At 55.0% G+C, this 23,875-nt stretch carries 24 protein-coding genes; 2 read left to right on the top strand and 22 right to left on the bottom strand.

Features of this window, described 5'->3' with window-relative positions; all coding sequences use genetic code 11:
- Window positions 1-6: 6 nt before the first annotated feature.
- The 18 genes from NSS83_RS25940 to NSS83_RS25855 all read right to left on the bottom strand — a co-directional run bounded on the left by NSS83_RS25940 (window position 7) and on the right by NSS83_RS25855 (window position 16,092).
- On the bottom strand, window positions 7-1,290 hold the full coding sequence (locus NSS83_RS25940) for a radical SAM protein (RefSeq protein ID WP_341346795.1): 1,284 nt from the start codon (window positions 1,288-1,290) through the stop codon (window positions 7-9).
- Window positions 1,291-1,292: 2 nt separating this feature from the next.
- Window positions 1,293-2,051: an alpha/beta hydrolase gene (locus NSS83_RS25935; RefSeq protein WP_036723297.1), complete on the bottom strand. Its 759-nt coding sequence runs from the start codon at window positions 2,049-2,051 to the stop codon at window positions 1,293-1,295.
- 39 nt (window positions 2,052-2,090) lie between these two features.
- On the bottom strand, window positions 2,091-3,287 hold the full coding sequence (locus NSS83_RS25930; protein WP_341346794.1) for a flavodoxin family protein: 1,197 nt from the start codon (window positions 3,285-3,287) through the stop codon (window positions 2,091-2,093).
- Window positions 3,284-4,726 (bottom strand): U32 family peptidase, encoded by a 1,443-nt coding sequence (locus NSS83_RS25925; RefSeq protein WP_341187251.1) that lies wholly within the window; start codon window positions 4,724-4,726, stop codon window positions 3,284-3,286. Before NSS83_RS25925 ends, NSS83_RS25930 begins: the two co-directional genes overlap by 4 nt.
- Complete coding sequence (hemW, locus tag NSS83_RS25920; protein ID WP_143804436.1) at window positions 4,723-6,105, bottom strand: radical SAM family heme chaperone HemW; 1,383 nt, start codon at window positions 6,103-6,105, stop codon at window positions 4,723-4,725. The genes NSS83_RS25925 and hemW (NSS83_RS25920) overlap by 4 nt, the downstream gene beginning before the upstream one ends.
- Entirely contained in the window at window positions 6,095-6,412 is a 318-nt protein-coding gene (locus tag NSS83_RS25915; protein WP_341187250.1) for a carboxymuconolactone decarboxylase family protein, read from the bottom strand. The genes hemW (NSS83_RS25920) and NSS83_RS25915 overlap by 11 nt, the downstream gene beginning before the upstream one ends.
- Before the next feature lie 14 nt (window positions 6,413-6,426).
- A complete protein-coding gene (gene hemW / locus NSS83_RS25910; RefSeq protein WP_341346793.1) occupies window positions 6,427-7,794 on the bottom strand; it encodes a radical SAM family heme chaperone HemW in 1,368 nt (455 codons plus the stop codon).
- A 16-nt stretch (window positions 7,795-7,810) separates the two neighbouring features.
- Complete coding sequence (locus tag NSS83_RS25905; RefSeq protein WP_209878724.1) at window positions 7,811-8,119, bottom strand: TIGR04076 family protein; 309 nt, start codon at window positions 8,117-8,119, stop codon at window positions 7,811-7,813.
- A gap of 64 nt (window positions 8,120-8,183) precedes the next feature.
- Window positions 8,184-8,945: a cyclase family protein gene (locus NSS83_RS25900; protein ID WP_341346792.1), complete on the bottom strand. Its 762-nt coding sequence runs from the start codon at window positions 8,943-8,945 to the stop codon at window positions 8,184-8,186.
- A gap of 8 nt (window positions 8,946-8,953) precedes the next feature.
- Window positions 8,954-9,919 (bottom strand): amidohydrolase family protein, encoded by a 966-nt coding sequence (locus tag NSS83_RS25895; RefSeq protein ID WP_076161951.1) that lies wholly within the window; start codon window positions 9,917-9,919, stop codon window positions 8,954-8,956.
- 50 nt (window positions 9,920-9,969) lie between these two features.
- The gene (locus NSS83_RS25890) at window positions 9,970-10,350 is read right to left on the bottom strand and encodes a cupin domain-containing protein (RefSeq protein WP_036697305.1); all 381 of its coding nucleotides are present in this window, start codon (window positions 10,348-10,350) and stop codon (window positions 9,970-9,972) included.
- 10 nt (window positions 10,351-10,360) lie between these two features.
- Complete coding sequence (locus NSS83_RS25885) at window positions 10,361-11,560, bottom strand: MFS transporter (RefSeq protein ID WP_341187245.1); 1,200 nt, start codon at window positions 11,558-11,560, stop codon at window positions 10,361-10,363.
- 20 nt (window positions 11,561-11,580) lie between these two features.
- Complete coding sequence (gene acpS, locus NSS83_RS25880; protein ID WP_341187244.1) at window positions 11,581-11,961, bottom strand: holo-ACP synthase; 381 nt, start codon at window positions 11,959-11,961, stop codon at window positions 11,581-11,583.
- A complete protein-coding gene (locus NSS83_RS25875) occupies window positions 11,958-12,176 on the bottom strand; it encodes a phosphopantetheine-binding protein (protein ID WP_341149271.1) in 219 nt (72 codons plus the stop codon). Before NSS83_RS25875 ends, acpS begins: the two co-directional genes overlap by 4 nt.
- A gap of 60 nt (window positions 12,177-12,236) precedes the next feature.
- Entirely contained in the window at window positions 12,237-13,484 is a 1,248-nt protein-coding gene (locus tag NSS83_RS25870) for a beta-ketoacyl synthase N-terminal-like domain-containing protein (protein WP_341187243.1), read from the bottom strand.
- The gene (locus tag NSS83_RS25865; protein ID WP_341187242.1) at window positions 13,481-14,803 is read right to left on the bottom strand and encodes a beta-ketoacyl-[acyl-carrier-protein] synthase family protein; all 1,323 of its coding nucleotides are present in this window, start codon (window positions 14,801-14,803) and stop codon (window positions 13,481-13,483) included. Before NSS83_RS25865 ends, NSS83_RS25870 begins: the two co-directional genes overlap by 4 nt.
- Window positions 14,804-14,811: 8 nt before the next feature.
- A complete protein-coding gene (locus NSS83_RS25860) occupies window positions 14,812-15,267 on the bottom strand; it encodes an SRPBCC family protein (protein WP_340756364.1) in 456 nt (151 codons plus the stop codon).
- A 120-nt stretch (window positions 15,268-15,387) separates the two neighbouring features.
- A complete protein-coding gene (locus NSS83_RS25855) occupies window positions 15,388-16,092 on the bottom strand; it encodes a winged helix-turn-helix domain-containing protein (protein WP_341346791.1) in 705 nt (234 codons plus the stop codon).
- Window positions 16,093-16,753: 661 nt separating this feature from the next.
- Here NSS83_RS25855 and NSS83_RS25850 point away from each other — a divergent pair.
- Both NSS83_RS25850 and NSS83_RS25845 read left to right on the top strand, forming a co-directional pair.
- Entirely contained in the window at window positions 16,754-17,593 is an 840-nt protein-coding gene (locus NSS83_RS25850; RefSeq protein ID WP_341346790.1) for an aldo/keto reductase, read from the top strand.
- Window positions 17,594-17,670: 77 nt separating this feature from the next.
- The gene (locus NSS83_RS25845; protein WP_341187239.1) at window positions 17,671-18,666 is read left to right on the top strand and encodes an S-layer homology domain-containing protein; all 996 of its coding nucleotides are present in this window, start codon (window positions 17,671-17,673) and stop codon (window positions 18,664-18,666) included.
- 356 nt (window positions 18,667-19,022) lie between these two features.
- Here the strand turns inward: NSS83_RS25845 and NSS83_RS25840 are convergent, their stop codons facing one another.
- The 4 genes from NSS83_RS25840 to NSS83_RS25825 all read right to left on the bottom strand — a co-directional run bounded on the left by NSS83_RS25840 (window position 19,023) and on the right by NSS83_RS25825 (window position 23,571).
- Complete coding sequence (locus NSS83_RS25840) at window positions 19,023-19,958, bottom strand: AraC family transcriptional regulator (RefSeq protein ID WP_341187238.1); 936 nt, start codon at window positions 19,956-19,958, stop codon at window positions 19,023-19,025.
- Between the two features lie 54 nt (window positions 19,959-20,012).
- Window positions 20,013-20,942, bottom strand: coding sequence for a carbohydrate ABC transporter permease (locus NSS83_RS25835; protein ID WP_341187237.1), 930 nt, complete (start codon window positions 20,940-20,942; stop codon window positions 20,013-20,015).
- 12 nt (window positions 20,943-20,954) lie between these two features.
- Window positions 20,955-21,818: an ABC transporter permease subunit gene (locus NSS83_RS25830; RefSeq protein ID WP_051493818.1), complete on the bottom strand. Its 864-nt coding sequence runs from the start codon at window positions 21,816-21,818 to the stop codon at window positions 20,955-20,957.
- A gap of 118 nt (window positions 21,819-21,936) precedes the next feature.
- On the bottom strand, window positions 21,937-23,571 hold the full coding sequence (locus tag NSS83_RS25825; RefSeq protein WP_341187236.1) for an ABC transporter substrate-binding protein: 1,635 nt from the start codon (window positions 23,569-23,571) through the stop codon (window positions 21,937-21,939).
- Between the last annotated feature and the right edge of the window lie 304 nt (window positions 23,572-23,875).

Here is a 23,875-nt window from a genome sequence, read left to right as displayed (position 1 = left end):
CTTCCTTCAAATGAACATCCAGTCCGGGTTACGCTCCCGGTACGGGGCGCAGATGCGGTTCGCCTGCTCCAGACTCAGCTGCGGGGACATGAAGAACTTCGGATGCAGCAGATCATCCGGCTCCGGCGAACCCACATAGCTGTACATATCGGTGGACGGCAGAATACGGATGCCGAACAAGCCGAAGATGCGCTGCACCGCAAGCTCCTCCATCAGATCCAGCGTCTCCTGCAGGGTCTCCGGTGTCTCCTCCGGTCCCCCGATCAGGAGGCAGAAGCTGAAGTCCAGCTCCTGGCTGCGGCAGAGCTGGACCACCTTGCGGATCTCGCCCTGCCGGAAATTCTTCTTGAAGGATCTGAGGCAGATATCGCTGCCGGAATCAATCCCGAACTCCACCTCTGTACACCCGGCCTGCTTAAGCAGCCCGGCGAATGCTGCCGTGAAGAACCGCGGATTCAGGAAGCAGCCCCAGGATAACGGAAGCGTGCGCTTGATCAGCTCGCGGCAGATTTCTTCGGCATGCTCCAGCGGATAGTTGAAGACACTGTCGACGAAGTCAAATGAACCGATGTCATACTGAAGCGCCATCTGTTCAATCTCATCGGCCACCCCCTCCGGTGAGCGCAGGCGGACCGCCCGGCCCTCCAGTGACGGGTAAGCGCAATAGGTGCAGCTTAGCGCACAGCCCCTTTTGGTCAATACATTATGGCGGACCTTCCGCTCTACATCATAGCTGTGCAGAAATCCGCTGCGGCTCGGGAAATACTCCTGATCCAGCTGCTCCGGTGCATATGGCGACCAGTAATTCCATTCCCCGGCCCTTGTTCTGAACATCAGCCCGCTCACTGCGGACGGCACCTGCCCCGCCTCCAGCTGGCCCAGCAGCTCCACGATACTGTCACAGCCGTCTCCGACAATGCCGTAATCGGCTCCTGTCTCCTGCAGCCACTGCCGGGGCAGAAGCGAGAAGCCCGCCCCTCCCAGAATAATGCGGGCGGTACAGTTCCATCCCCGGACCCAATCGACCAACGCACAGACCTGGTCCACGAAGCTCCGGGGATACTGCATGCAGCAATTATCCAGGTTACGGATCGACAAGCCGATGTAATCGGGCGCATAGGCGTTAAGGTAATTCATAACGGCCTCCCGGGTGTACTCCAGCTGAGTCATGTCCAGCATGCCTGCCTCCCAGCCGGAAGCGACAAGACTGGCGTGAATATAGCTAAGACCCAGCGGGAATACAGGGGGCCGCTTCTCCGTATTCGCCGAGATCAGCAGCACTCTGCCCATGCTCACTCCCCCTTAAGAAAAGTGAGCGCGGCAGCAGCTACGTCTTCGCCCGCCTCAAGAAACATAAAGTGTCCAGCGCCTGGAACCGAATGCATCCGGGAGTCCGGCAAATACCGGTTCAGCTCCAGGGCCTTGTGTAGCGGCGTAATCCGGTCCGCCTCCCCGGTAATAATCAGCGATCTCTGCCGGATGCCCTGAAGGATCGGCCGGAGATCGGGATGCTTGATCTGAATCATCAGACGGTGGGTCGCGGCAGGCAGCCGGGACCAGCCCTCCAGAATCTGATGCTGAACCTCCTCATGGCCCTCGGTGAAAAAATACGGGACCGCCGCCGCATTCGTCTGCCGCACAGCATCCGGCGTGATCTCTTCCCCGTGCTCCGGCCGCTTGAACGGAACCGCGAAGGTGGCGGCGGCCCCCATCAGCACCAGCTTCTTCACCCGGTCCGGCTCACGCGCAGAGAGCAGGAGCGCAAGCGTGCTGCCCAGGGAATGCCCGATGATCGAGACCTGCTTCAGCCCCTGCTCATCCAGCAGCCTGAGAATATCATCAACCATGTCCTCCAGGGTGAAGGCCGGACCGGCGTATTCCGATTGGCCGTGTCCGCGCAGGTCCGCGCGGATCACCTGGTAATGAGGCTCCAGTGCCCGGGCCAGGTCCCCGAAGACGAGCGAAGAGTCCCGGTTGCCGTGCAGACAAAGCACGGCCTCCCCGGCGCCCTGCCGGCTATAAAATAAAGGTATCCCCTTAGTCTTCAGCATGTAGTGTGTATCCTCCCTTGAACTTCCCGGCCGGGCCGCTCATACGACAGCTTCCTCCAGATAGTCCACGACCCGGTCTATATCCCGGCCGTCTGATTCATCGACTGCAAACAACCGCCATTCCCCGGGGCTTCTGCCTACCAGAATAGCCGGCTGTCCAGGCGCCAGGGTGCAGCGTGAGGCCAGCTTATCCTCCCAGTCATAGTAGAGCATGAAGCCGGGAACGGTCTGGCTCGTCTTCTCCTTCACGAATTCATGCGTGATGAAGTGGGGCAGCTGCCCGACTCTTGCAATCAGCGCACAGTCTGCGCTCCCGCCGAACTGCTGCTCCAGCTGTTCCAGCAGCGGCCCGCAGCGGAGGCTGGCCTGCTGATCGCCGATAACGAAGATGCGCGGGTGAATCGAAGCCAGATCACCGAGCGTAACCTCCTCATCCCGGACGTCCTGCACAGTGAAGGCAGACCAGACTTCAGCCTGCACCCCGCGTTCCTGGCTCGGCTCCATAGGGTCCTGGCTCGGCTCCATAGCATCCTGCCCCCCGCTTCCCTGCTCTCGCCCTGCCCCCGACTGCCCGGGAAGATCGAAGTAAGAGAAGCCCAAGGAGGAGGCCACCCGCATCCCGACCGCCCGGGCCATCATCTTCGCCTCTTCCGCTTCTTCAATCGGCTTGCTCCAGGAGCGCTTGCGGATACCCGGCTGGCCGTCATATTCAATCAGGCTGATGCCCGCGCTGGCAATCATCGACAGCTTGATCGCCGTGAAGCAGGGCATCAGCGAGGCCAGCGCCCATTCATGCCCCGGTCCCGCTGCGACAACAATCTGTCCGGCGACCTTACCCTTGAACGCCTTGCCCTTCACCCCGGCTACCCGGTCATAATTGTAGTACTCGAAGTCCAGATCCTCGTCGCTGCACGGCTCGCAGCGGTCGATCCAGTTCTTCCAGACGGCCGGAAGCGAGAGCGCATAGACCGGAGAGGCGAAGACGAAGCCGTCCGCCTCCTTCAGCTTGTCGTACAGCTCCGTCAACTGGTCCTCCGGGTCCTTCAGCAAGTGGCAGTGCTTGCCGTTCATGCAATTGCCGCAGCCGTCACAGGGCAGAATGTTGTAATCATTCAGCCGCAGCAGCTCCGTCTGCACCCCCTGCTCCGCTGCGGCTTCAAGCGCAACAGAGAGCAGGTATTCACTGGAGCTGTGGCGCTTCTTCATGGACCCGGCGAGCCCGATGATCTTCTTCATCCGGCCGCCTCCTCTAAGTCCAGCTCAGCCGTATCGAAGCCCAGCGACCGCAGATCGCTGAGCGCGAACATCCGGAAGTCAGCCGGGGTACACAGCACGTTCGCCTTGGCGACATCATGTCTTACGACCTGGGCGCTTCCGCGCGCTGCGGCCAGCTCCTCGGCTTTCTTGCGAATCTCAGGTCTCGCCATATCACGGATGAATTCCGGCTTGCGCCCGATGACCGCGTCGAACAGACTCTCGCCTTCCGCGCTCCAGGCCACCTTCATTCCTCCGGCCGCCGAATCGAAGAAGCTTCCCGAAGCCAGCGCCGCGAACAGCTGCTCGAATTCCTTCAGCGCCTCGTCCCCGGGCTTCGCCATGGACACCGTCCGGCTGGCCCATTCGGCACAGTAGCCGCATTTGTCACAATCCATCCGGTCGCAGCGCTTCGAGCGGAAGCCCTCCAGGAAGCCTTCCAGGCTCTCGTTGTCGATGCTGGCCTGGAAGCTGAACAGCAGGCGGTAGACCTGTCTCATTTTCTCGGACGGAGCGAACTCCTCCTTGATATTCTTCGAGAAGTTGGGCATTTCGAAGTCAGCCTCTGCCATCCGCGAATTAAGCAGGCTCAGCAGGTTCCCCTGATACTTCCGCTGCGAATAGGACTGCGCGGTAGCCGCAATCTTCTCCGTGGTCTTCATCCGCTCGGTCAGCTTGAACTTGTGATAGCCCAGCTCCTCATAGATATGCATATCCTCCGGGCGAATCCACTGCGACTTCAGCAGCTCCTCGGGATGCTGGAGCTTGCGCTCCGTACAGCGCAGCATATAATAATCCAGCGCGAAGCCCTCCGTTACATGATTGCACTGCGAGGCATGGCTCTGGAAGTTCGCATGATTGTGGCGCATCGGGCAATCCAGCATACAGTCATTGGTCGCAATGAGCTGATACTCACAGCGGGTATTCTTGCGCAGGCTCTCCAGGAAGGCGAAGTCGCGGTTGCGGCTCTCGGGCAGAGTAATCTCGCTGACACCCTTTTCCTCGAAATACTGTGCCTGCCGCAGCGTATTCACATTGGCGAAGGTGGACAGGCTGATCTTCACATCGGGCAGCGCGGTGCGCACCATATCAATCAGCATCGGGAGGGATACAGTCACATATTCCGGCTGCAGCGTGCCGATCCATTCCAGCAGCTCGCGCAGGCGGTAATGGAAGTCCTTTGTGGTCTCCAGGTTATCCAGACAAGTGGCATTCAGCAGATAATTGAATTTGAAGCCATAGGCATGAAGGAGCTTCACATGCTCTTCCACCCTCGCCCGGTCAATCGTTGGCAGCGCGAAGGTCGGTCTCCCGCCGCCCACCAGATCAGAGGATAGCTTACCGTAGAAGACATCCACATGCGAATCCTTCAGCAAGATGGGCAACCGGTCATCGAAGTTGGTACCGACAGACAGCTTCATCCCTTCAGCTCCTCTCCGGCAGCCTCAGCCGGCTTTTGTCCGCGTGCCAGCTTCACACGGCTCTCGAAGGTCTGCTGGTTCGCTTCCGAGAAGAATTCCTTGCAGACGTTGTTGCCCCAGACAATCCCTCTGTCCGACAGGCGGATCTCATGCTCATCCGTTTCCAGCAGGCCTTTGGCTACCAGATCATCGATCGTCTGACCGAAGACCTCTTCCGGCTGATATCCGAACATTCCGGCGAAATCCTTCCGCTTCACCGACAGCATCCGCAGACCCTTGGCCATCATCCCGTGCATCGCTTCCAAATCATCAGCCTGACTGGCAATGAAGACGGACAGGAACTGCTGCTGGAGCCGGTCGCTGTACTCCTGGATATCCCCCTGGTTGATATACATCAGCTTGTTGACGTACCCGAAGGCCGCCGGACCGTGTGCGAACAGATCCTTCTGCTGGGTATAGTACAAGAGAACATGCCGGTCCTCGAAGCCCGGCTTGGCGAAATCCCATACGCTGTACTGGACATAGCCTTCTTCCTGGAGCAGCCGCTTGGCTTCCAGATACATATCCACTTCCAGCTCGACACTGCCGGTAGGCGGAATCTTGCCTTCCTTGATCATTTTGAACAGGGCAGTAAAAGGTACTACACACAGTGAAAATACCGTGATATGGTCGATGCCGAGCCGCACCGCTGTGCGGACATCCTCCAGCCATTCCTCCATCGTCTGCTCAGGCAGGTTGTACATCAGATCAATGCCGATATTCTCGAAGCCCGCTTCCTTCGCTTCCTCCAGCACCTCGAAGGCCCGCCGGGAATCATGGCTCATCCGCAGATGATGCCCCATCTTATCGTTGAAGGTCTGGATGCCGATGCTGATCCGGTTCGCCCCCTGGGCGCGGATAGCCTGCATTTTCTCCAGTGTCAAGGTTGCCGGGCTGCCTTCAAAAGAGATCTGCGCATCCGGCGTCACCCGGTAACTCGCCTGGACGCTCTTCAGCATCTCGACCATCCGTTCAGCCGACAGAGCCGAAGGCGTACCGCCCCCGAACGTCACCGCACTGATCGTGGACTGCGAACCATACGGGGAAGAGGCGTAGATGCCGATTTCGGCCTTGACGGCCTCCATGTACTGCTCGACCTGCTTTTCCTGATAGGCCATCTTATTGAAAGGACAGAAGATGCAGACCGAAGCGCAGAAGGGAACATGCACATAGACTGCGCCCACATTATCCGCCGGAGGCTGGCCGCCAAGGCCCATCGTTCCATAAATATCAGCGGGGGCAACCTCGGTCACAGGGTTCGGATAGTGAGACACACAGATTGGATCTCTATGAGGATAGACGTTGTAGAAGCGTTCGTAGGCCGTGGTCTTAACCGACATGATGAACACCCCGCTTAGCTTCCACTGCCGACAAGGCCGCAGCCAGACCGGAAGAGACCGCCTCAATACCTGCCACAGGCAGACAATTCATCACCGTCTCCGTCACTTCCTCCGCGCTCGCCCCTAGCTCATAAGCCTTCATTGCATGCAGCCGGATGCCATAGGCAGAACGGTCTGTAACCACGCAAGCCAGCCGGATCAATTCCCGCACCTTGGGGTCAAGTGTCCCCGTGTCCTCAATCGACTTGCACATGCTCTCAAAAGCGTTCCCCACCTGCGGATTAACTCTCATCAACATCTCGCTCATCAGCTATACCCTCCTTATGATTGTACCGATTGTACCGATTGCACCGGGCGTCCCTTGGCCAGCTTCATCCGGTGTTGAAGCCCATAATCCGCATATTTGGCGGAGAAAAATTGCTTGCTCACATTGTTGCCCCATATAATACCGTCCTCCGTCAGCCGAATCCCTTCCGCATCCTGAATCAGCAGCCCGTCCTGCACCAGACGTTCGATCGTCTCCGGGAACAGCTCCTCCGGCTCTTTCCCGAACATCTTCACGAACCCGGCACGGTTAACGGACAGCATCCGCAGGCCCTTGGCCATGGCCCCGTGCGCCAGCTCCCGCTCATCGGCCTTCTCCCCGCAATTGACCGGGAGCAGCCCGTCCTGCACGCGGGTCATATATTCATTCAGATTGCCGCTGTTGATATACATATAGCCGTTAATGATGCCAAAAGCAGCCGCGCCAATGCCGATCATATGCGCCTGCTCCGAGAAGTATAGGGTGGCGTGGCGGTCCGTCTTGCCCGGCTTGGCGAAATCAATCACGCTGTACTGCTCATATCCGGCTTCCAGCAGCATCTCCTTGGCGATGGTATACAGCTCAATCTCCCGGTAGACATCCCCTATGCCCGGAATCTTCCCGTCCGCTATACGCGAGGCGATCTGCGTATGCGGCACCACACAGAAGGAAATCACGCAGATATGATCAATGTCCTGCTCGATGGAGGTGAGAATATCCGCCCGCCATTGATCCAGCGTCTGGCCCGGCAGATTGTACATCAGGTCAATGCCAACATTCTCAATGCCGCTGTTACGCGCATTCTTCACTAACGCGAATGAATCCTCGACACTGTGGTACAGCCCCAGCACTTCGGCAAGCTCTTCCTGGAAGGTCTGCACCCCCACGCTTATCCGGTTCAAGCCCTGCAAGGCCAAGGCCTCCAGCTTGTCAGCCGTGAAATTCCGCGGGTTGCCTTCGATGAAGATCATCGCATCCTCTTCCACGCGGAAGGCCTGCTTGATGTATTGCAGGACGCCGGTCAGCTCTTCCGAGGACAGGCAGGAGGGCGTTCCGCCGCCGAGATTAATGGAGGAGACGGTAATGCTGCTGCCAAACGGCGTTCCCGCATACCTGTCAATCTCCTGCCGGACAGCAGCCAGGTAGCGGTCCACCTGATCCTGCCGCTTCAGATAACGGTTGAACGGGCAGAACGAGCAGGTGGCATCGCAAAAGGGAATATGCAGATATAGAGCCACCGGCGTATCCTTGGTATTCACCTGCTCCAGCTCCATCAGCGACCTTACTTCAGATTCTTCGTGCTGAGAGACAGGCACAGGATAATGCGAGACACAGATCGAATCTCTCTCCTTGAACAATTCAACATATTGCTTCGCTCTGCTCATATGGTGCGCTCCCCCTTCATTTGGATTGCAGCATCCGGCCCGCATATGGGGAATCTTCCGATGGCTCCACCGGAATACGGCGGATCTCCATGGTCATCTGGTTGCGCATATCCGGGCAAGCCGAGTGTACAATATTGCCTTCCGGGTCCCACGGCAGCTTCGCATCCATGTTCAGCGCCAGCAGCATCGGGAAGACCGCATGAAATGCCGTTCCGCACAGATTGCCAGCGTTCAGCGGGGAGACCTTCATGACATCCCCTTCCTTATGCCCTGCCCGGCAATGCCCTTTAACGCCTGTCACCTTAAGTTCAAATTCATAATTCATCCGTATTTCCTCCTCATGGAATATGTGATCGATATGTGATTCGTTTCACTTAACTTGTGATGTACTACTCAATAATGGCTACTGCCCGTACCCAGGCCGCACCGGCCTGCCTGATCTTGATCGGAAAACAAGCGATCTTGAACCCGTACGCCACCGGAATCCGGTCCAGATTCGCCAGCCGTTCCATGTGGCAATAGGTCTGTTCCCGTCCCCAGAAATGGGCGGGGAACAGATAGGCGTTATCCCCGGTCCGCTTATAATCGCTGATCATATGCTTGAACGGACGGTCGAACCCGTAGCTGTCGATGCCCATCAGCCGGATGCCTTGCCCGGTCAGGAATGCTGTAGCCTCCCTGCTCATGCCCGGATAATCCGTGAGATACCGGGGGGTTCCCCAGTGCCGGTCCGCACCTGTACGGATCAGCACAATATCCAGCGGCTTCAGTGTATACCCGATCCGCTCAAGCGCCTGTTCAATATCCTGTTGCCCGATGGATTCTCCTGCTTGCTTATGGGTGAAATCCAGTACCACCCCGTCGCCAAAGCACCATTCCAGCGGGACCTCGTCAATGGACGCTGCCGGTTCTCCCTCGCTCGTGGAGCCGAAGTGCAGGGGGGCATCGAAGTGGGTCCCGGTATGCGTGGACGCGGTGATCATCTCCATGTTCAGGAACTCTTCGCCCGGAAAGTCCTTCCGGCTCCCGTCGAATTGGCGGGCAAAGCGGTCTGCCCCCTCCTGATGTCCGGTCTGCTCGAACCCGTACGGGGCCAGCTCGCCCGGATTCTGCTCCATCGGCACACTTAAATCAATGAACTGAACTGTCATGTCCTCACCTACTTCATAATTCTGAGTGCGTTACGCCCCAGGATGTTCTGGACATCCTCCCGCTTGATCTCCTTCACCCCCATCATCAGCTTCATGGGCAGCGGAATCACTACCTTTTGCATGTAATTCAGCACCTCGGCGATGTTCGGGGTGACCGTCCAATCCGAGCCCCAGAGGATCTTGTGGCTGCCGCAGACCGAGATCATCTTGGCCAGCTCCATCCGGAATACCTTCGGGTTATTGTGGATCAGGATATTGGCTACCGCCGTGATGGTCACATACATATTATCGTGCCGGCCGACCATGTAATAGCAGAGGTCATTCCAGGGATGGCCCATATGCTCCACAATCAAGGTCAGGTCGGGAAAATCCACCGCCACATCATCGAGCAGAATCGGGTAGTTATGCTTCATCCGAAAAATACTGCCCGGCGTAATCCCGGTATGCACGCTGACCGGAATTCCCAGCTCGCTGCACCGTTCATACAGCGGGTACAGCAGCTCCCGGTCATTCAGGACGAAGCCCCCGTAATCATTGGGGTTCAGCTTGAAGCCCTGCATGCCCAGTGTCTTAATGGCATAATCCAGCTCCGCCAGCGCCTCCTTCCCTTTGTAGGGATTGACGCTGGCGAAGCCGCGCAGCTTGTCGGGGTGGGCGCGGACCGCCTCGGCGATTTTCTCATTGGACAGCACCTCATAGCCGTAGACATCCTCGAAGCTGAGCTGATGCACCCAGCTCATGGCAATCTGGTTCTCGGCCATACAGTTCAGGTAATCCTCCAGCAGATTGTTGTCATCGACGAAGCCGTCCTGCGTGGCCCCCACCATCTTCTTCAGATACTGCAAGTCATCGAAGCCCTTCTGCTTCTTGTAATCCGGGACCGTCCCGGCCCCGGCCAGACTAAGCTCCAGGCTTTTGTTCTCCTTGACGGCGAAATGGGCATGAGTATCTACAATTACAAGATCGCTCTTCACGTTCGTCTTCTCACCACTTTGCTTAGAATTGGTATTGCAAGGCCGGGAGGCTAGACCTCTCTGTGCCCAATCTCCGGCCTCGGGGCCAGCGGCGCCGTGGCGAAGACCAGTTCCATCTCGCCCGGACCCTCATTGACGACCCGGTGCCGCTCACCCTTCCGCGCAATGAACAGGCTGTTCTCCCGGATGGCATGCGGAATATCCTCGATGACCGCCGTTCCCCGGCCCCGGATCACGAAGACATTCTCTTCGCCGTAATCATGAAGATGCTCCTTGATCTCTTCTCCCGGCTGAAGCAGAACATGGCCCATGATCAGCTGGGTGGACCCGACAGTCACCGGACTCGCCAGCACACGCATCTGCCCGCCTCTGGCATGAACCACCGGCACCTCCTCCATATGGACCACTGTATTCACTTTCACCTGATTCATACTGCACCCCTTATCCCGCAGATTTATATTCGGTGACACCTGCTTTTTCCTTTTTGCCCAGACTCAGCGAGATCAGAATTGTCAGCACCATGAGTCCGGCGGCCACCAGATAGCTGGGATGCGTTCCGATCCGGCTGTAGAAGAATCCGCCCAGCGTAGACCCCAATGCAATCCCGACTCCCTGAAGGGTCCGGAAGGTTCCTAAGGCCGCACCCATTTCCATCGGATTAATCTTGATTACCTTATCCGTAATAATCGTGTTGACCAGGGTAATAATCGGCCCTTCCGTAAGCCCGATCAGCGCATAGCCGAAGGTCAGCAGCCAGGGGTTGAAGTCCAGCGCATACAGCAGCACGAGCGCTCCCACGCAGATCGATTGGGCCCAGATCAGGGGCGCATGTCTGCCTACCTTATCCGAGATCCAGCCGATGAAGACCGCCCCGAACGAGGCTACTGCTTCATACGGAATGAACAGCAGGCTGAGCAGCACCAGCGAGATATCCTGTTCCTTAGCCGCAAACGGCACCAGGAAGGTAGTGAAGACACCTACCATGAAGCACAGGGTTCCCACAATGCCTGCCAGCAGAATTTCGCGGACGCCCAGCCATTTGAAGGAGCTTTTGAAGGCTTGCCCGATGCTCCGGCTTGTATTCTTGACTCCGGTCTCCCGCAGCAGCACTGTGGTAACTAGCGTAGACAGCAGCAGCAGTGAAGCCAGCACCGCGAAGGAGGTATGCCAGCCGAAATAATTACTCAGCAGCCCGCTAAGCACATACCCCAGCACCGAACCGGCGCCAATCGCCCCGGACACAATACCCATCGCCCGGCCCCGCTCCTCGGGCTTGCACACATCCATCACCACCGCGAAGATCGGCGTGGACACGAACCCTCTGGCGAAGCCGAACAGCAGCCATCCAGCCGTGAACAGCAGCACTCCGTGGGATGCAGCCACCATAAATACAGCCACTGCCGATAATGCCATGGAGGCGATAATAATCTTCTTCCGCCCGTACCTGTCTGCGAAGACACCAGACGGAATGGACAGAAAGGTCATCACCAGCGAGGCAATACCCGCTATGGTTCCAATCTCGCCGGAGGTCATGCCGAGATCACTGCTGATCAGGGGTGCGATTGGGAAGATGCTGACCATAATAGAGAATACAAGCAGAATGTTGATGGCGAGTAGTGTGAATATTTTGTTGTTGCTCATGTGATTCGTCCTCCTCACAGTCATTGACTGCTCTCAATAATGATGAATGCAGCAGCATAATCACCGTGATGACTAATGCTTACGTGGATGCTCTCCTGCTGCTGTATATAAGACTCCAGTCTTCGGCTGCGGACCAGATAGGGCTGGCCGCTGGGAAGGCTCAGGAACTCCAGCTCATTCCAGTCCAGCTCACAGTTCATTCCGGTGCCGATGGCCTTCAGCAGCGCTTCTTTAGCGGCGAATCTGCCGGCCAGGAACTGTTCCGCATGTCTTTTTTTACAGGCGAACAGTTCCCTTTCTTCCAATGAATAGTACTGCTGGATGAAGAGTTCACCGCACTTGGCCAGCATCTGCTCCACGAAGCTGATGCTGACCAGATCCATGCCGATTCCTCTGATCATGCCTTCAAGGCAACGGCTTCCATCACTTGCGCTACAGAATAAGTCTTGAGCACCCGGCTCTCAATGAAGATGCCGAAAGCCTTGGATAGTGCTGTAGAGACCAGCGCCAGCTCTGTAGAATCCAACGCCAGATCGTCATAGAGCCGCGATGATTCCGTAATTTCTTCCTCAATGCCAATATCCTCAATGATCGCTTTTACCTTCTCGAATACCATTAGATACACCCTCCCGTTAGAGTTAATAGGCCTTACGCTTCTTGCTTAACAATTTACGGTTCAGAGCTCTTCCTTGTTCACAACCAGTGCCGAAGAGACACCACCCCTTCCTCTGGATATAATCAGCGAAGACTCCACAGCGGTCCGGCTGCTGATCCCCGGAACGAAGTTCAAGCCATTGTCCTGCACCGCTTCCGCCAGATACGGAAGACCGGGCAGCTCCCCGTGATTCATGGCCAGCACGCTCAGTGCGACATCGAACGCCCCTGCCGCTCCAATCGTGTTGCCGAAGACGGTCTTAGGGCAGCCCGCCCACTTATCTGCTGCGCTGCTGCCGAACACCTCCTGAATGGCCGAGCATTCAATTCCGTCTTCCCGGGCAGAGGCCGCCCCGTCCAGCGACAGATAGCCGATTCTCTCCGGCTGCGTCTCCGAATGCCCGACCGCCAGCCGGATCGCCCTGGCACACTGCGCTACACTCTCCTCAGGCGGGGCTGCGGCCTGACCGTCGTTGGTAAAACCGAAGCCCTGGATGCTTGCCCTCACCCGGCGGGAGGCCTCGCGCTTCTGAAGGCTGCGCTCCGATTCAAGGCAGAGGAACGCGGCTCCTTCAGCCAGGGTCATCCCGCTCCGCGACTCCACAAATGGCTGGTATGCCGTCTGCGGGCGATCCGCCTTCAGATTCAGCAGCCCCTCCGTGTTATAGAAGGACAACGCCCACGGATCAAGCGGCGTCTCGGCTCCGCCCACGATGGCCGCATCGATGATCCCGCTGCGGATGGCTCTGGCCGCATAGGCAATGGCGAGCAGACCGCTGCTCCGGTCGGCGATCACAGTCTTGCTGTAGCCTTTGATGCCGAAGGCGAGGGACATGTGCCCTTGTGCCGCCGCCGGGAACCAGTTGCTCGCCAGATTCGGATCAATGAAGGGCGCCCCCTCGGTGTGCAGGACACGCAGGCCATTTCTGGCACTCTCCCAGCCCCCGGAATTGTTGCCGACGAAGATGCCGATCCGCTCGCGGCTCATCTGATCCAGCTCCCAGTGCGCATCATCCATGGCATCCTTCGCAGCCAGGATCGACATCACAGAGAAGCGGGAGCATTTCTTGAGCAGACGTTTCGAGATGACCCGCTCCGGCTCCATCCCGCTGACTTGTCCCGCGAAGGGAGGGGCCGCTCCGGTTGTATGCTCAAGCTGGAGCGGAGTCATATAATTGCGGCCGCTCAGGAGTCCCTCCCAGAAGGCCCCGGCACTATTCCCGCACGGCCCCACCATTCCTACTCCGGTTACGAATACTGTATTCTTCATAGGCTGCACATCCATTGTTCAGTCTGAAGCTTGCCCGCCTGATTACTGTATTCGTTCGCTGCCAGGATCATGGCGGAGTGAATGCCGGAGAATCCGCTGGCATTGGTCAGAATATGGTACAGGTCGCGCTGTATCGCATGCTTCGGTACATAGTTCAAATCACAGGCCGGGTCCGGCTCGTCCAGATTCGCGGTTGGCGGGATATATCCCTCGTTCAAGGCCAGCAGGCAGTGTACAATCTCAATGGCACTCGCTGCTGAGAGCGGATGGCCTACCATCGATTTCGTGGAGCTGATCGGGATGGAGTAGGCGAGCTCTCCGAACGTTCTTTTATAAGCGGCGGTCTCAAAAGCATCATTCTGCGGAGTCGAGCTTCCATGCGCGTTGATATATTGAATGTCCTCCGCTGTCAGGCCCGCGTGGCCCAGCGCCTCGTTCATCGTCAGACTAAGCGCCTCCCCGTCCTGCGGCAGATCGGTCATATGAAAAGCGTTATTCGTACTTGCGAATCCGGTCACCTCGCCATAGATCGGCGCCTGCCGCCGGAGCGCATGCTCCAGCTCCTCCAGCACCACAACAGCACAGCCCTCACTGAGAACAAAGCCGCTGCGGTTCTTCTCAAACGGCCGCGAAGCCCGCTGCGGATCATCGTTGAACTTAGAGGTCAACGCACCAATGGCATCGAAGGAGGAAATGGTCATGGAGCTGACCGGTGCTTCCGCTGCGCCGCAGATCATTACGTCATGTTCCCCGGCTGTAATCGACTCATATCCATAACCGGCCGCATCAATGCCGCCCGTGCAGCCCGTAGACATGACCAGCGCCTCCCCCTGAAGTCCGAACTCATGCGCCACTTCGAAGGCAATATAAGAAAACATGCCCTTGCGGTACAAATCCTCCTGACAGAGTCCATGATCAATCGGCCCCTGCCCGCCCTCCGTCATCCGCAGGAAGGTTTGCTCCGAGAACGGGGTATCGGCAATCGCATTGGCGATGCAGACCCCGGAACGCTCCCGCAGCTCCTTCGTGAACACAATCCCCGCATCGGCAACCGCCCTTCTCGCGGCGTTGACCGCCAGAATACCCGGCCGCCCCATGCCTGCCCGCTGCGCTTCATCGGCTGTCCGGCCCAAATGCTCGAACTGCGGTATTGTGCCGGTAACACGGCTTTTTAACGCTATATGCTCATAGCCCTGCAAGCGGTCATATCCTACCTTGCCCTGCAGGCTGTTCCTCCAGAACTGCTCCGGCGTATTCCCCAGCGGGGTAAGCAGCCCCATTCCGGTGATTACGACTCTTCTACCCGTTACCTTCTCCATGTAAGCCCTCAGCTCCGAACCGTTTGCTTCTCGATATTATGCTTGATCGCTGCCATCTGCTCCTTGGTCGTGCGGTTCAGATGCGCTTCCACCTGCTCCCCGGTCAGCCCGCTTGCCGGATCTACCTCGAATTCCTGAATCCAAGTCATGTATGTCCCTTCGTCCTTCTCCTCATAGAGCCATTCCAGATTCATATGCTTGAACGGCAGCAGCGGCGCAAGGCGTCTGGCCGTAATCCGGAAGTTCGGCCGGTCCAGCCAGCGTTCCGATTCCCATGTGCGCGAAGGCCGGTTCCCCTCGGGATGTGTCGTCAGCTCAAACCGGATGTAGGCGTCCCCTTGCTCCAGCACCCGCGTCTCCTTGTATTCCGTGAATAAATCTGTCCAGTGCGCAATATCATTCGTCCGCTCAAATACGGTGATCCGGTCTGCATGAATCCAGATACTGTTCTGAATCGTTGCCACTTCATCTGCCTCCCCATTCGTATTAATGACATCGTAACGCCTAAGCCCGGAAGGGGACATAACCCGGCTGTTAAGCTTGCGTTAATTTACAGTTATAAAAAAAGACCTGACAGAATTCTGTCAGATCAATGGGTTCACCGAATATCCGATCCCCCGGCGAAACAGGATGATGTCGCTTCGTCCGGAGATGATCTCGATTTTGTGCCTCAGCTTGTATACGTACTGCCTCACAATCTCAGGGGAGGTATACCTGTCCCACAGCTGGTGCAGAATCTGCTCGGTGGGGATGTACTGGCCTTGGCATTCCAGCAGCAGCTCCAGGAGTTCGAACTCTTTACAGGTAAGCTCAATGACGAATTCTCCGACCTTCAGGGATTTGGAGTGCAGATGAAGGGCGATATCCTTGATGTGTCTGGTGTGGTGTGCGGGGAGGCCCAGTCCTTCGTCGAACCAGCAGCGCAACCGGCTGAACAATTCCTCCTGGAAGCCGTAACGCTCAAAGCTGCTGATGTACATATGATTGGAAGGAAAGGGGACAGGGGTACCGTGCGCGCTTATCTCCTCTACAATGAAGAATATTCTCAGCGTAAGCATCTCCTGCAGGTACTGCATCGTGTGAATGAAGCCCGGGTTGAAGTTAGGGGTGCTGATCACCACACCATCGAGCCGGAGACCTTCCTTCACAATATCGACCAGCGCCTCAAGCTCCTTGAAATGTAATACCTTACAACCGTACACCTGTGCAAAAAAAGAATGAACACTCTTAAACCTGCAATCCTCACAAGGCTCTGTGGAATCTGCACAACACACCAGCGCAACACGCATGAACTTCTCTCCAATCCCATTCTTCTCAAATAAGCTTGTTTCCCCAAGATTACATTTCCTATAATATAGTATTTTATGGGATTAAAAAGGAAAAATATCATAGTTTCTTATTCGAAAAATGAACAATTTAAAAGTTTGGCATTGTGTGATAATCCAGTTCCAAACTTCCCCTCCGCTTCTTTTTTACTTAAGTGTATGTTTTACAACTAAATGGAAATTAGACGCTACAGTGGACGATTTAGTTGTACAGAATACACTTGAGCATATCGCTGGTAACATAATGGCGGCACCGTACCATCAGCATGCGACTACGCTGGAACGGTAGCAACTGTAGTTTGTACAATAGAATGCTGTAAAAAAGGCTTCCAAATAGATTCTATTGTATTTAATACAACAGAATGTTGAACAAAGGCCATCTTTCGCCCAAAATGCAACATTCTACTGTACGAAATACAATAGAATCACATTTCACGGTCAAATATGAGTTTTCTATTGCAGGAAATACAATCAGCCGTCTGCAGAACTATATTTCCCCTTCAAAATCCTACGAAGTACATCCTTCTCGATTTTCTTTCCCAATGATGATTCGTTGCCTTCTTATGCTATAATCGTTCACCAAGAGGGATTGTTATCTGAACTTAGAAGGAAAGGAAGATGCGAAATGGAACATTTCGTTTTGAATAACGGAGTCCAGATGCCGAAGGTGGGTCTCGGTGTGTATAACATCAAAGACAATCATGAAGACGCTTTACTATGGGCGCTCCGCAACGGTTACCGGCATCTGGATACGGCGGCAGCTTACCGCAACGAGGAGCTTATCGCTAGGGCTATTCAGAAATCAGGTGTACATCGTAGCGAGCTCTTTATTACGACCAAAGTATGGAGCACGGACCTGGGGCGAAAGACCCGTAAAGCTTTTGAAGAAAGCTTGCAGAAGCTCCAAACGGATTATGTCGATCTCTACCTGATCCACTGGCCGGCCAAGCACTATCTGGAAAGCTGGCAGATCATGGAGTCTTTATACAAGGAGGGCAAGATCCGGGCGATCGGGGTGTCCAATTTTGAGCCGGAGCATCTGGACAAGGTCATGAAGCAGGGGACGATTGTCCCCGCAGTGAATCAAATCCAGACGAACCTGCTGCTCCAGCAAGGGCCGCTTCATGACTATATGAGGGGACACGGTATCCAGCATGTCGCGTGGAGCCCTTTTGGACACGGTAGCCAGGAGATGCTTGCCCACCCTGTACTCACCGAAATGGCAGCCAAATATGATAAGACAGCGGCGCAAGTTATCTTGAGGTGGAACCTTGAGCGGGGTATCGCTGTGATTCCGAAGTCGGTTACACCTGCAAGGCTGAAACAGAATCTGGAGCTGTTTGATTTCTCCCTGTCCGATGAAGAGATGAAGAGAATCGCAGCCCTGGATCAGAATAAAAGAGGATTTACCGATCCGCAAAATAAATTGTACCTGTGGTCCACCCGGTTTATCCCGTTGTCCTAAGTTTTTAAATATTATTTTTCGGACAACTGCAACTTTTCGCCGTAAAGAACCATCTGAGTATATAGAGGTGATGCACAATGAAACCAACTAATCTAACGAAGCACGCAAAAAAAATGAGCATCGCGTGCGGAATCCTGGCTGCCAGTTTATCCTTCGGAGCGTCCGCATTTGCCTTTTCGGACCTCAAGGGAAATCCAGCCGAAACCAAGATCAATGCACTGCATAGCACTGGTGTAATTAACGGAATTACGAACGACCTGTTTGCCCCCAATGCCAAAGTGACGAATGCGCAAGCCGTTCAGTTTCTTGTAAAAGGGTTGGCGCTTGCACCGAAAGCCGGTTCCGACAGCAGTACTAAGGCCAGCCAGCTTTTTGACAATGTAAAAGATAATGCCTGGTACGCCTCCTCCTTCGCCCTTGCGAAGCAGAGTGGCCTGACACTGGCAAAGGATATCAACCCGAATGCACCGATGACCCGGGCAGAATTCGCCCATCTGTTGACCCAAGCCTTGCAGAGCAAGGGTAATTTCCCTGTAACTAAAATGTTCTTCATGATTGAGGATGGCGATAAGCTTACTCCAGAGGTGAATTACAGCCTGCAGGTGCTGCTGAATACGAAGGTGCTCACACTGGATAACGGAAAATTCCGTCCGTCCGATGCGATTACCCGCGCTGAAGCCGCTGTCATGATCCATGATGCCGCTGAATTCGCCGACCGGGTGATTACGCCGAACAATCCGGGCAATGAGCCTTCTGAGCCGGAGCCGGTTCCGGCTAACAATTACGTCTCCGATGTAGTCCTGGACAAAGCCGCGGAAGGCGTCAACAAAGCCACCATCACCGTTGACAATCTGCCTAACCCCGGTTACGGCCTGACAGTAGAGCGTATCGAATTCACCAGCGCCACCAAAGCCGTAATTTATTTCAAGGTAACCCTGCCTGACCCGGATAAAATGTATCCGCAAGTCATTACCAAAGGCACGGTATCCACTTACCTGCCTGAAGGCTACACCGCAACCGCTGAGCCTGTAATGGATTCGCGCTGGCTTGAGCCATCGGCTCCAGCGAAGTAAGATTTTCTACGTACTCTCTATCTAGAGGTAGATAAATCCCTCAAAAACTTTACAAAAGCAGCGATTCTTCCGTTATTGGAGAATCGCTGCTTTCTGTCTATTAGGGTTGGGTATTTCGTATACCGCTTAAACAGTGGAGAGAACGGAACGATTGTGTAAAAGCGTCAGCGGTCGCCTTGGTCTCCGGATTTTCACCGAATAGGGGAATGAAAAAAATCTGGAGAGCACAGCGATTGGAACAACGTTTCGTTCGCGGAGCGTCCACCCAAGTGCCCACGTTGATCCTACTCCGCAATAAAGAGCTGTCCCAAGGAGCCTTTTCATGGCTTTTGGCACAGCTTCTTCTTGTTGTACGCCTACTTACTCTGCCGCAGCCGGTTCCGGTAATCCATTGGCCGGCAGCCGTAGGTCTTCTTGAACATCTCCGTGAACCGGTTCACATTGCTGAAGCCGGTTATGCCGGAGATCTCCATGATCTTCTTATCCGTGGTCTCCAGCAGGCTGACCGCCTCCGAGATCCGGTATTCGTTCAGGAAGTCCATCGGCGACAGGTCGAACTGCTTCTTCATGAAGCGGCAAAAGTACGACGGGCTCATATTGACCTGTTGAGCCATATCGGAGAGCGTGATCCGCTTGCTGTAGTTCTGCTGGACGTAGGCTAGCGTTTTTTTGGCCAGCATCGAGCTGTTGCCGCCCCGGGACTGCCCCGGCAGTCCTGCCCGCGGATGCTCAGCCGCACACTTTTCCAGCCGGTACAGCACCTCGAACAGCCTGGCCTTAATCAGCATCTCATAGCCGTGCGACTCCTGCTGATAGAGATCACGCACCTCCTCCAGCAGTGGGATAAGCCGCAGCTTCTCCTCCAGCTCCCGCCCGATCAGCAGCGGATAACGCCGGTTGTCGAGGAAGAGCGGGGATACAAACTGCTGCTGAATCTTGTCTCTCTCCAGGCTGGAGAGGAAATTGAAGTGCACCAGCACCGCGCAGAAAATAATCTCCTCCTGATCCACGCGGATCGCCGAATGCAGCATATTGGGCTGAATGAAGACCGCCTCTCCGCTCTGGACGACCAGCTTCTCCTGTCCCACATGGAACTTGGCCGTACCCTTAATCATGAACAGCAGCTCCAGCTCCTCATGCCAGTGGGAGTACAGCACCAGATTATTCACCTTAGCTACCTTGGTTACATGCACGCTCATACGGAATTGTCTGCTGCCATGAATAAGCTTTTCCTTCATATCCTGAGATACGGGTTCGCCGATGGAATCGAGCAGTTCAAGACTTTTTTTCACTGAGGTTCCCTCCCTCCCGGCCCACCGGATACTGCCGCAGCGTCAGCTATGCACTCAGCCCTTCACTGCACCGATCATTACACCCTTCTCGAAGTACTTCTGGATAAACGGATAGATAATCAGCACCGGCACCGTCGATACGATAATGACCGCATATTTGATCTGATCCGCGAACTGCTGGGCATAGCTGCCCGCACCGGCCCCGGCACCTGATCCGGCTCCGCCCGCAAACGCCTGATTGGATAACAGAATATTGCGCAGGACGATCTGCAGCGGCTGTAAGCTATCCGTATTGATATAGAGCAGAGCGTTGAAGAAGTCGTTCCAGTGACCCACCACATAGTAGAGCGTGATGACGGAGATCACCGCCTTGGACAGCGGAACCACCACCGAGATGAAGTAGCGGAAATGCGAGCAGCCATCCAGGGTAGCCGCTTCTTGCAGCTCCTCCGGTATAGCGGTCTCGAAGAAGGTCCTTGTAATAATCAGATTGTATACACTAATGGCGCCGTTCACAATCATTACCCAAGGCGTATTCAGCAGATTCAGGTCACGGATCAGCAGATAGGTGGGAATCATTCCCCCGCCAAAATACATCGTGATCACGAACAGCGGCATAATGAACCTGCGTGCCCGGAATTTCCGCTGGGACAAGGCATACGCCGCAGGGAGCGTGACCAGCAGATTGAGCAGCGTGCCCAGCACCGTGTAGATAATTGTATTTTTATACCCCTGCCAGATCCGGGTGTCCTTGAATATCTGCTCATAGCCGTACAGGTTAATGTCCTTGGGCCATAGAATAACCTGCCCCTGATTCACCATGGTAGAATTGCTGACGGAAGCTATGATGATGAAATACAGCGGGTACGCGACCATAATGAACGCTGCGATGCTTATAACCGCAACCACCAGCGTATACAGCCTGTCTGCGATACCGCCCGAATGCTGTATCTTTTGCGAATGAGCGGCTTGACTGTTTGACATCCCATTTCCTCCTTACATCAGACTTATTTTTGAAGTTTTTTTGGCCAGTGCATTCGCCAGCATCAGGAACGTGAAGTTGATCAGGGTATTGAATAGTCCGACTGCTGAACCGAAGCTGAACTGGTTGGATTTCACGCCCACATTGAAGACATATGTGGAGATGACCTCCGAGACGGGCTTGTTGAGACTATTTTGCATCAGAAAAGTCTTCTCGAAGCCTACACTGAGTATGCTGCCCATATTCATAATCAATAAAATAATAATCGTAGGCAGGATCGCCGGAATCTCGACATGCCATACAGTCTGCCAGCGGTTAGCCCCGTCAATCCGGGCGGCGTCATATTGCTGTGCATCCACCGAGGACAGGGCGGCGATGAAGATAATACTGTTCCAGCCGCAGGCCTGCCAAATGGCAGAGATGACATACACCGGGACGAAGGCGCCGGGGTCACCAATGAGATTCGTATCCGCAGGGATCAGGTGCAGCGCCTTCAGGAAGCCGTCAATCAGACCGGTGGTAGGAGACAGCATAATCTGCAATAGTGCGACCAGTACAACGGTGGAAATGAAGTAAGGCATATACACCGTAGTCTGCAGGATACGCTTGCGTCTGTTACTGCGGATCGAGTTGACCACCAGCGCCAGCAGGATCGGCATCGGGAAGCCCAGCAGGATGGAGAAAAAGGCAATAATAAACGTATTTCGCAGCGTAGGCCAGAACATCGGGCTGTTGAAGTACTGCTCGAAATATTTGAGTCCGGCCCATTCCCCGCCCGTCAGTCCTTTGCTGAAATCAAATTCACGAAAAGCAAGCTGGATACCGTACATCGGACCATAACAGAAAATGGCGATATAAATGACCGCAGGAAGCACCATCAGCCATAGCTGATAATGCCCCGCCTGCTTACGAAGCCATCCGTTCCCGCGCAGCGTCTGATGCGGCACCGTGGTCTGTGCTGGTTTCATTTGGGAGCGCCCCTTCCATTCGAGTCCACTATTTCAAGGTCGAGAGGTATTCGTCATAAGCCTTTTGGCGGATTTGCAGGTTCTGTTCAAGACCGGAGCTATTGACTGAGGCTACATACGCCGCCCACTCCTTCTCAATGTCAACCTTGGTGGTCAGCCAGTTCGCCCACTTTTGATCCGTGATATTATTGACGTTCGCCTGATTCATGGCCAGGGTGTTAGTGTCCTCCGTGCTGTATTTCATGAAGTTCTGCGGATAGACATTGCTCTTCTCGTCCGCCTTGTTCAGCAGCTCATCATAGACGGCCTTCTCCTTCAGCACATTCTGCATATCGGACCCAAGCGTCACCTTGTCCTTCAGTGCATCAGCAATGTACATCGGGCCGTTATCGGCGAACGAATTCGTCCATTTCCACGAGCCCGGGTCGAGGGATGCATCCGCCGGAGGAAGAATCGCATACGTGCCATCCCCGTTATCCTTGATTCCCTTATCCGTGTCATTCATCCCGCCGAACAGAACCTGCAAGCTGACAACCGGCTCATAAAAAGCATCAATGAACCGCATCGCAGCTTCCTTATTCTTGGAGCGGGCACTGACCGACACCGCATTAGAGCCGTAATTCTGGTAGTAGTAGTCATTGCTCCAGTACAGCTCATTCGTAGAATCTGCATGCTGCTTCAGCTGCGGCAGGGTAACATATTGATCCTTCAACTCGTTGCCGAAGCGGTCCCCTGTCTCCCAGCCCCAGGTGAATCCGACCTTAGCCGTAGTTCCATTCCCGCGGGCAACGGACTGATATTTGGAGTAATCCTGCGTGACCACTTCCTTGCTGATCAGATTCTGGCTGTACAGCTTCTGCAGGAATTGCATGAGCGTCTTGAACCGTTCATCTACATAGAAATTCTTAACCTGTGCCCCTTCTGTAAAATAGCCGTCGCTCGCTCCGTTGGACAGAGGCAGCCCCAGGCTGCCCAGCAGCAGCTTCGGCGTGAAGTCCCAGCCAATCGGGTTGAAGTCCATCGGAATCTCATCCGTCTTGTCCCCGTTCTGATTCGGGTCGCCATCGCGGAAGGCAAGCAGCACAGTTTCTAGCTCATCCCAGGTCGTAGGCACCTGAAGGCCGAGATTGTCGAGCCAGGTTTTGTTAATGAACATCGAGGCAGTGGAGCCGGGCCAGATGCCCTTATAACGCGGAGTGCCGTAGAGCTTCCCGTCAATCTGTGTAGCAAGCGTTTTCAATTCCGGGTGCTCGCTGAACATCTTTTGAATATTAGGAGCGTCCTTCTCAATCAACGGACCCAGATCCTCGAATAATCCGTTGAATTGCACAAAATCGGAATTTGAGGTCGCATTGAACAGCAGATCCGGGATTTCGCCGCTGGCAAACAGGGCACTCTTCTTCTGATCCCAGTCCGCAGAGATTTGCTGCCATTCAATTTCGACATTCGCCTTCTCCTCTATTTCAGCGAGCCATTTCATTTGCGTGACATCTTTGGTCAGTGAATGCTTCACGATAATCGCCTTCAGCTTTGTTTTCCCCTCCGGCGTGTTGCTGCTGTCATTCCCCACATCTGAGCTGTTCCCCTTACTGCTGCAGCCTGCGAGTGATAGTCCTGCCAGACAGCCTGCCAGCACCAAGGCTAGAATACTCTTTTTTCTCATTTGACTTACCCCCTTAGTAGGAATTCATAAATGATCGGTAATACAAGCCATTCCTTCGTCGCCATATTCACGAAAGCGTTATCATTATTATAATTTTTCTTCTGCACCCTGTCTCACCGTATATTACCTTTTAATCATCGTATATTGACCTTTTTGACTGCAATAGCAGCTGAATTCAGGCGAAGATTCGACTTCCGGTAGGTGAAAATTGACACATGATGAATTGTTTTGGACAACGGGGAATCACCGCTGGCGGGATAGAGAATAATAATTCCAGCTATGGAGTGATTGGCTGCAACCTTTT

Source organism: Paenibacillus sp. FSL H3-0469, from assembly GCF_038051945.1.
In the GTDB taxonomy this organism is placed as follows: Bacteria; Bacillota; Bacilli; order Paenibacillales; family Paenibacillaceae; genus Paenibacillus_AQ.
This window is presented reverse-complemented; position numbering and strand designations above follow the sequence as displayed.

Coding starts and splice junctions, on each gene's coding strand:
- NSS83_RS25940 (WP_341346795.1), bottom strand. CDS start 1,290: ATGGGCAGAGTGCTGCTGATCTCGGCGAATACGGAGAAGCGGCCCCCT.
- NSS83_RS25935 (WP_036723297.1), bottom strand. CDS start 2,051: ATGCTGAAGACTAAGGGGATACCTTTATTTTATAGCCGGCAGGGCGCC.
- NSS83_RS25930 (WP_341346794.1), bottom strand. CDS start 3,287: ATGAAGAAGATCATCGGGCTCGCCGGGTCCATGAAGAAGCGCCACAGC.
- NSS83_RS25925 (WP_341187251.1), bottom strand. CDS start 4,726: ATGAAGCTGTCTGTCGGTACCAACTTCGATGACCGGTTGCCCATCTTG.
- hemW (WP_143804436.1), bottom strand. CDS start 6,105: ATGTCGGTTAAGACCACGGCCTACGAACGCTTCTACAACGTCTATCCT.
- NSS83_RS25915 (WP_341187250.1), bottom strand. CDS start 6,412: ATGAGCGAGATGTTGATGAGAGTTAATCCGCAGGTGGGGAACGCTTTT.
- hemW (WP_341346793.1), bottom strand. CDS start 7,794: ATGAGCAGAGCGAAGCAATATGTTGAATTGTTCAAGGAGAGAGATTCG.
- NSS83_RS25905 (WP_209878724.1), bottom strand. CDS start 8,119: ATGAATTATGAATTTGAACTTAAGGTGACAGGCGTTAAAGGGCATTGC.
- NSS83_RS25900 (WP_341346792.1), bottom strand. CDS start 8,945: ATGACAGTTCAGTTCATTGATTTAAGTGTGCCGATGGAGCAGAATCCG.
- NSS83_RS25890 (WP_036697305.1), bottom strand. CDS start 10,350: ATGAATCAGGTGAAAGTGAATACAGTGGTCCATATGGAGGAGGTGCCG.
- NSS83_RS25885 (WP_341187245.1), bottom strand. CDS start 11,560: ATGAGCAACAACAAAATATTCACACTACTCGCCATCAACATTCTGCTT.
- acpS (WP_341187244.1), bottom strand. CDS start 11,961: ATGATCAGAGGAATCGGCATGGATCTGGTCAGCATCAGCTTCGTGGAG.
- NSS83_RS25875 (WP_341149271.1), bottom strand. CDS start 12,176: ATGGTATTCGAGAAGGTAAAAGCGATCATTGAGGATATTGGCATTGAG.
- NSS83_RS25870 (WP_341187243.1), bottom strand. CDS start 13,484: ATGAAGAATACAGTATTCGTAACCGGAGTAGGAATGGTGGGGCCGTGC.
- NSS83_RS25865 (WP_341187242.1), bottom strand. CDS start 14,803: ATGGAGAAGGTAACGGGTAGAAGAGTCGTAATCACCGGAATGGGGCTG.
- NSS83_RS25855 (WP_341346791.1), bottom strand. CDS start 16,092: ATGCGTGTTGCGCTGGTGTGTTGTGCAGATTCCACAGAGCCTTGTGAG.
- NSS83_RS25850 (WP_341346790.1), top strand. CDS start 16,754: ATGGAACATTTCGTTTTGAATAACGGAGTCCAGATGCCGAAGGTGGGT.
- NSS83_RS25845 (WP_341187239.1), top strand. CDS start 17,671: ATGAAACCAACTAATCTAACGAAGCACGCAAAAAAAATGAGCATCGCG.
- NSS83_RS25835 (WP_341187237.1), bottom strand. CDS start 20,942: ATGTCAAACAGTCAAGCCGCTCATTCGCAAAAGATACAGCATTCGGGC.
- NSS83_RS25830 (WP_051493818.1), bottom strand. CDS start 21,818: ATGGTGCTTCCTGCGGTCATTTATATCGCCATTTTCTGTTATGGTCCG.
- NSS83_RS25825 (WP_341187236.1), bottom strand. CDS start 23,571: ATGAGAAAAAAGAGTATTCTAGCCTTGGTGCTGGCAGGCTGTCTGGCA.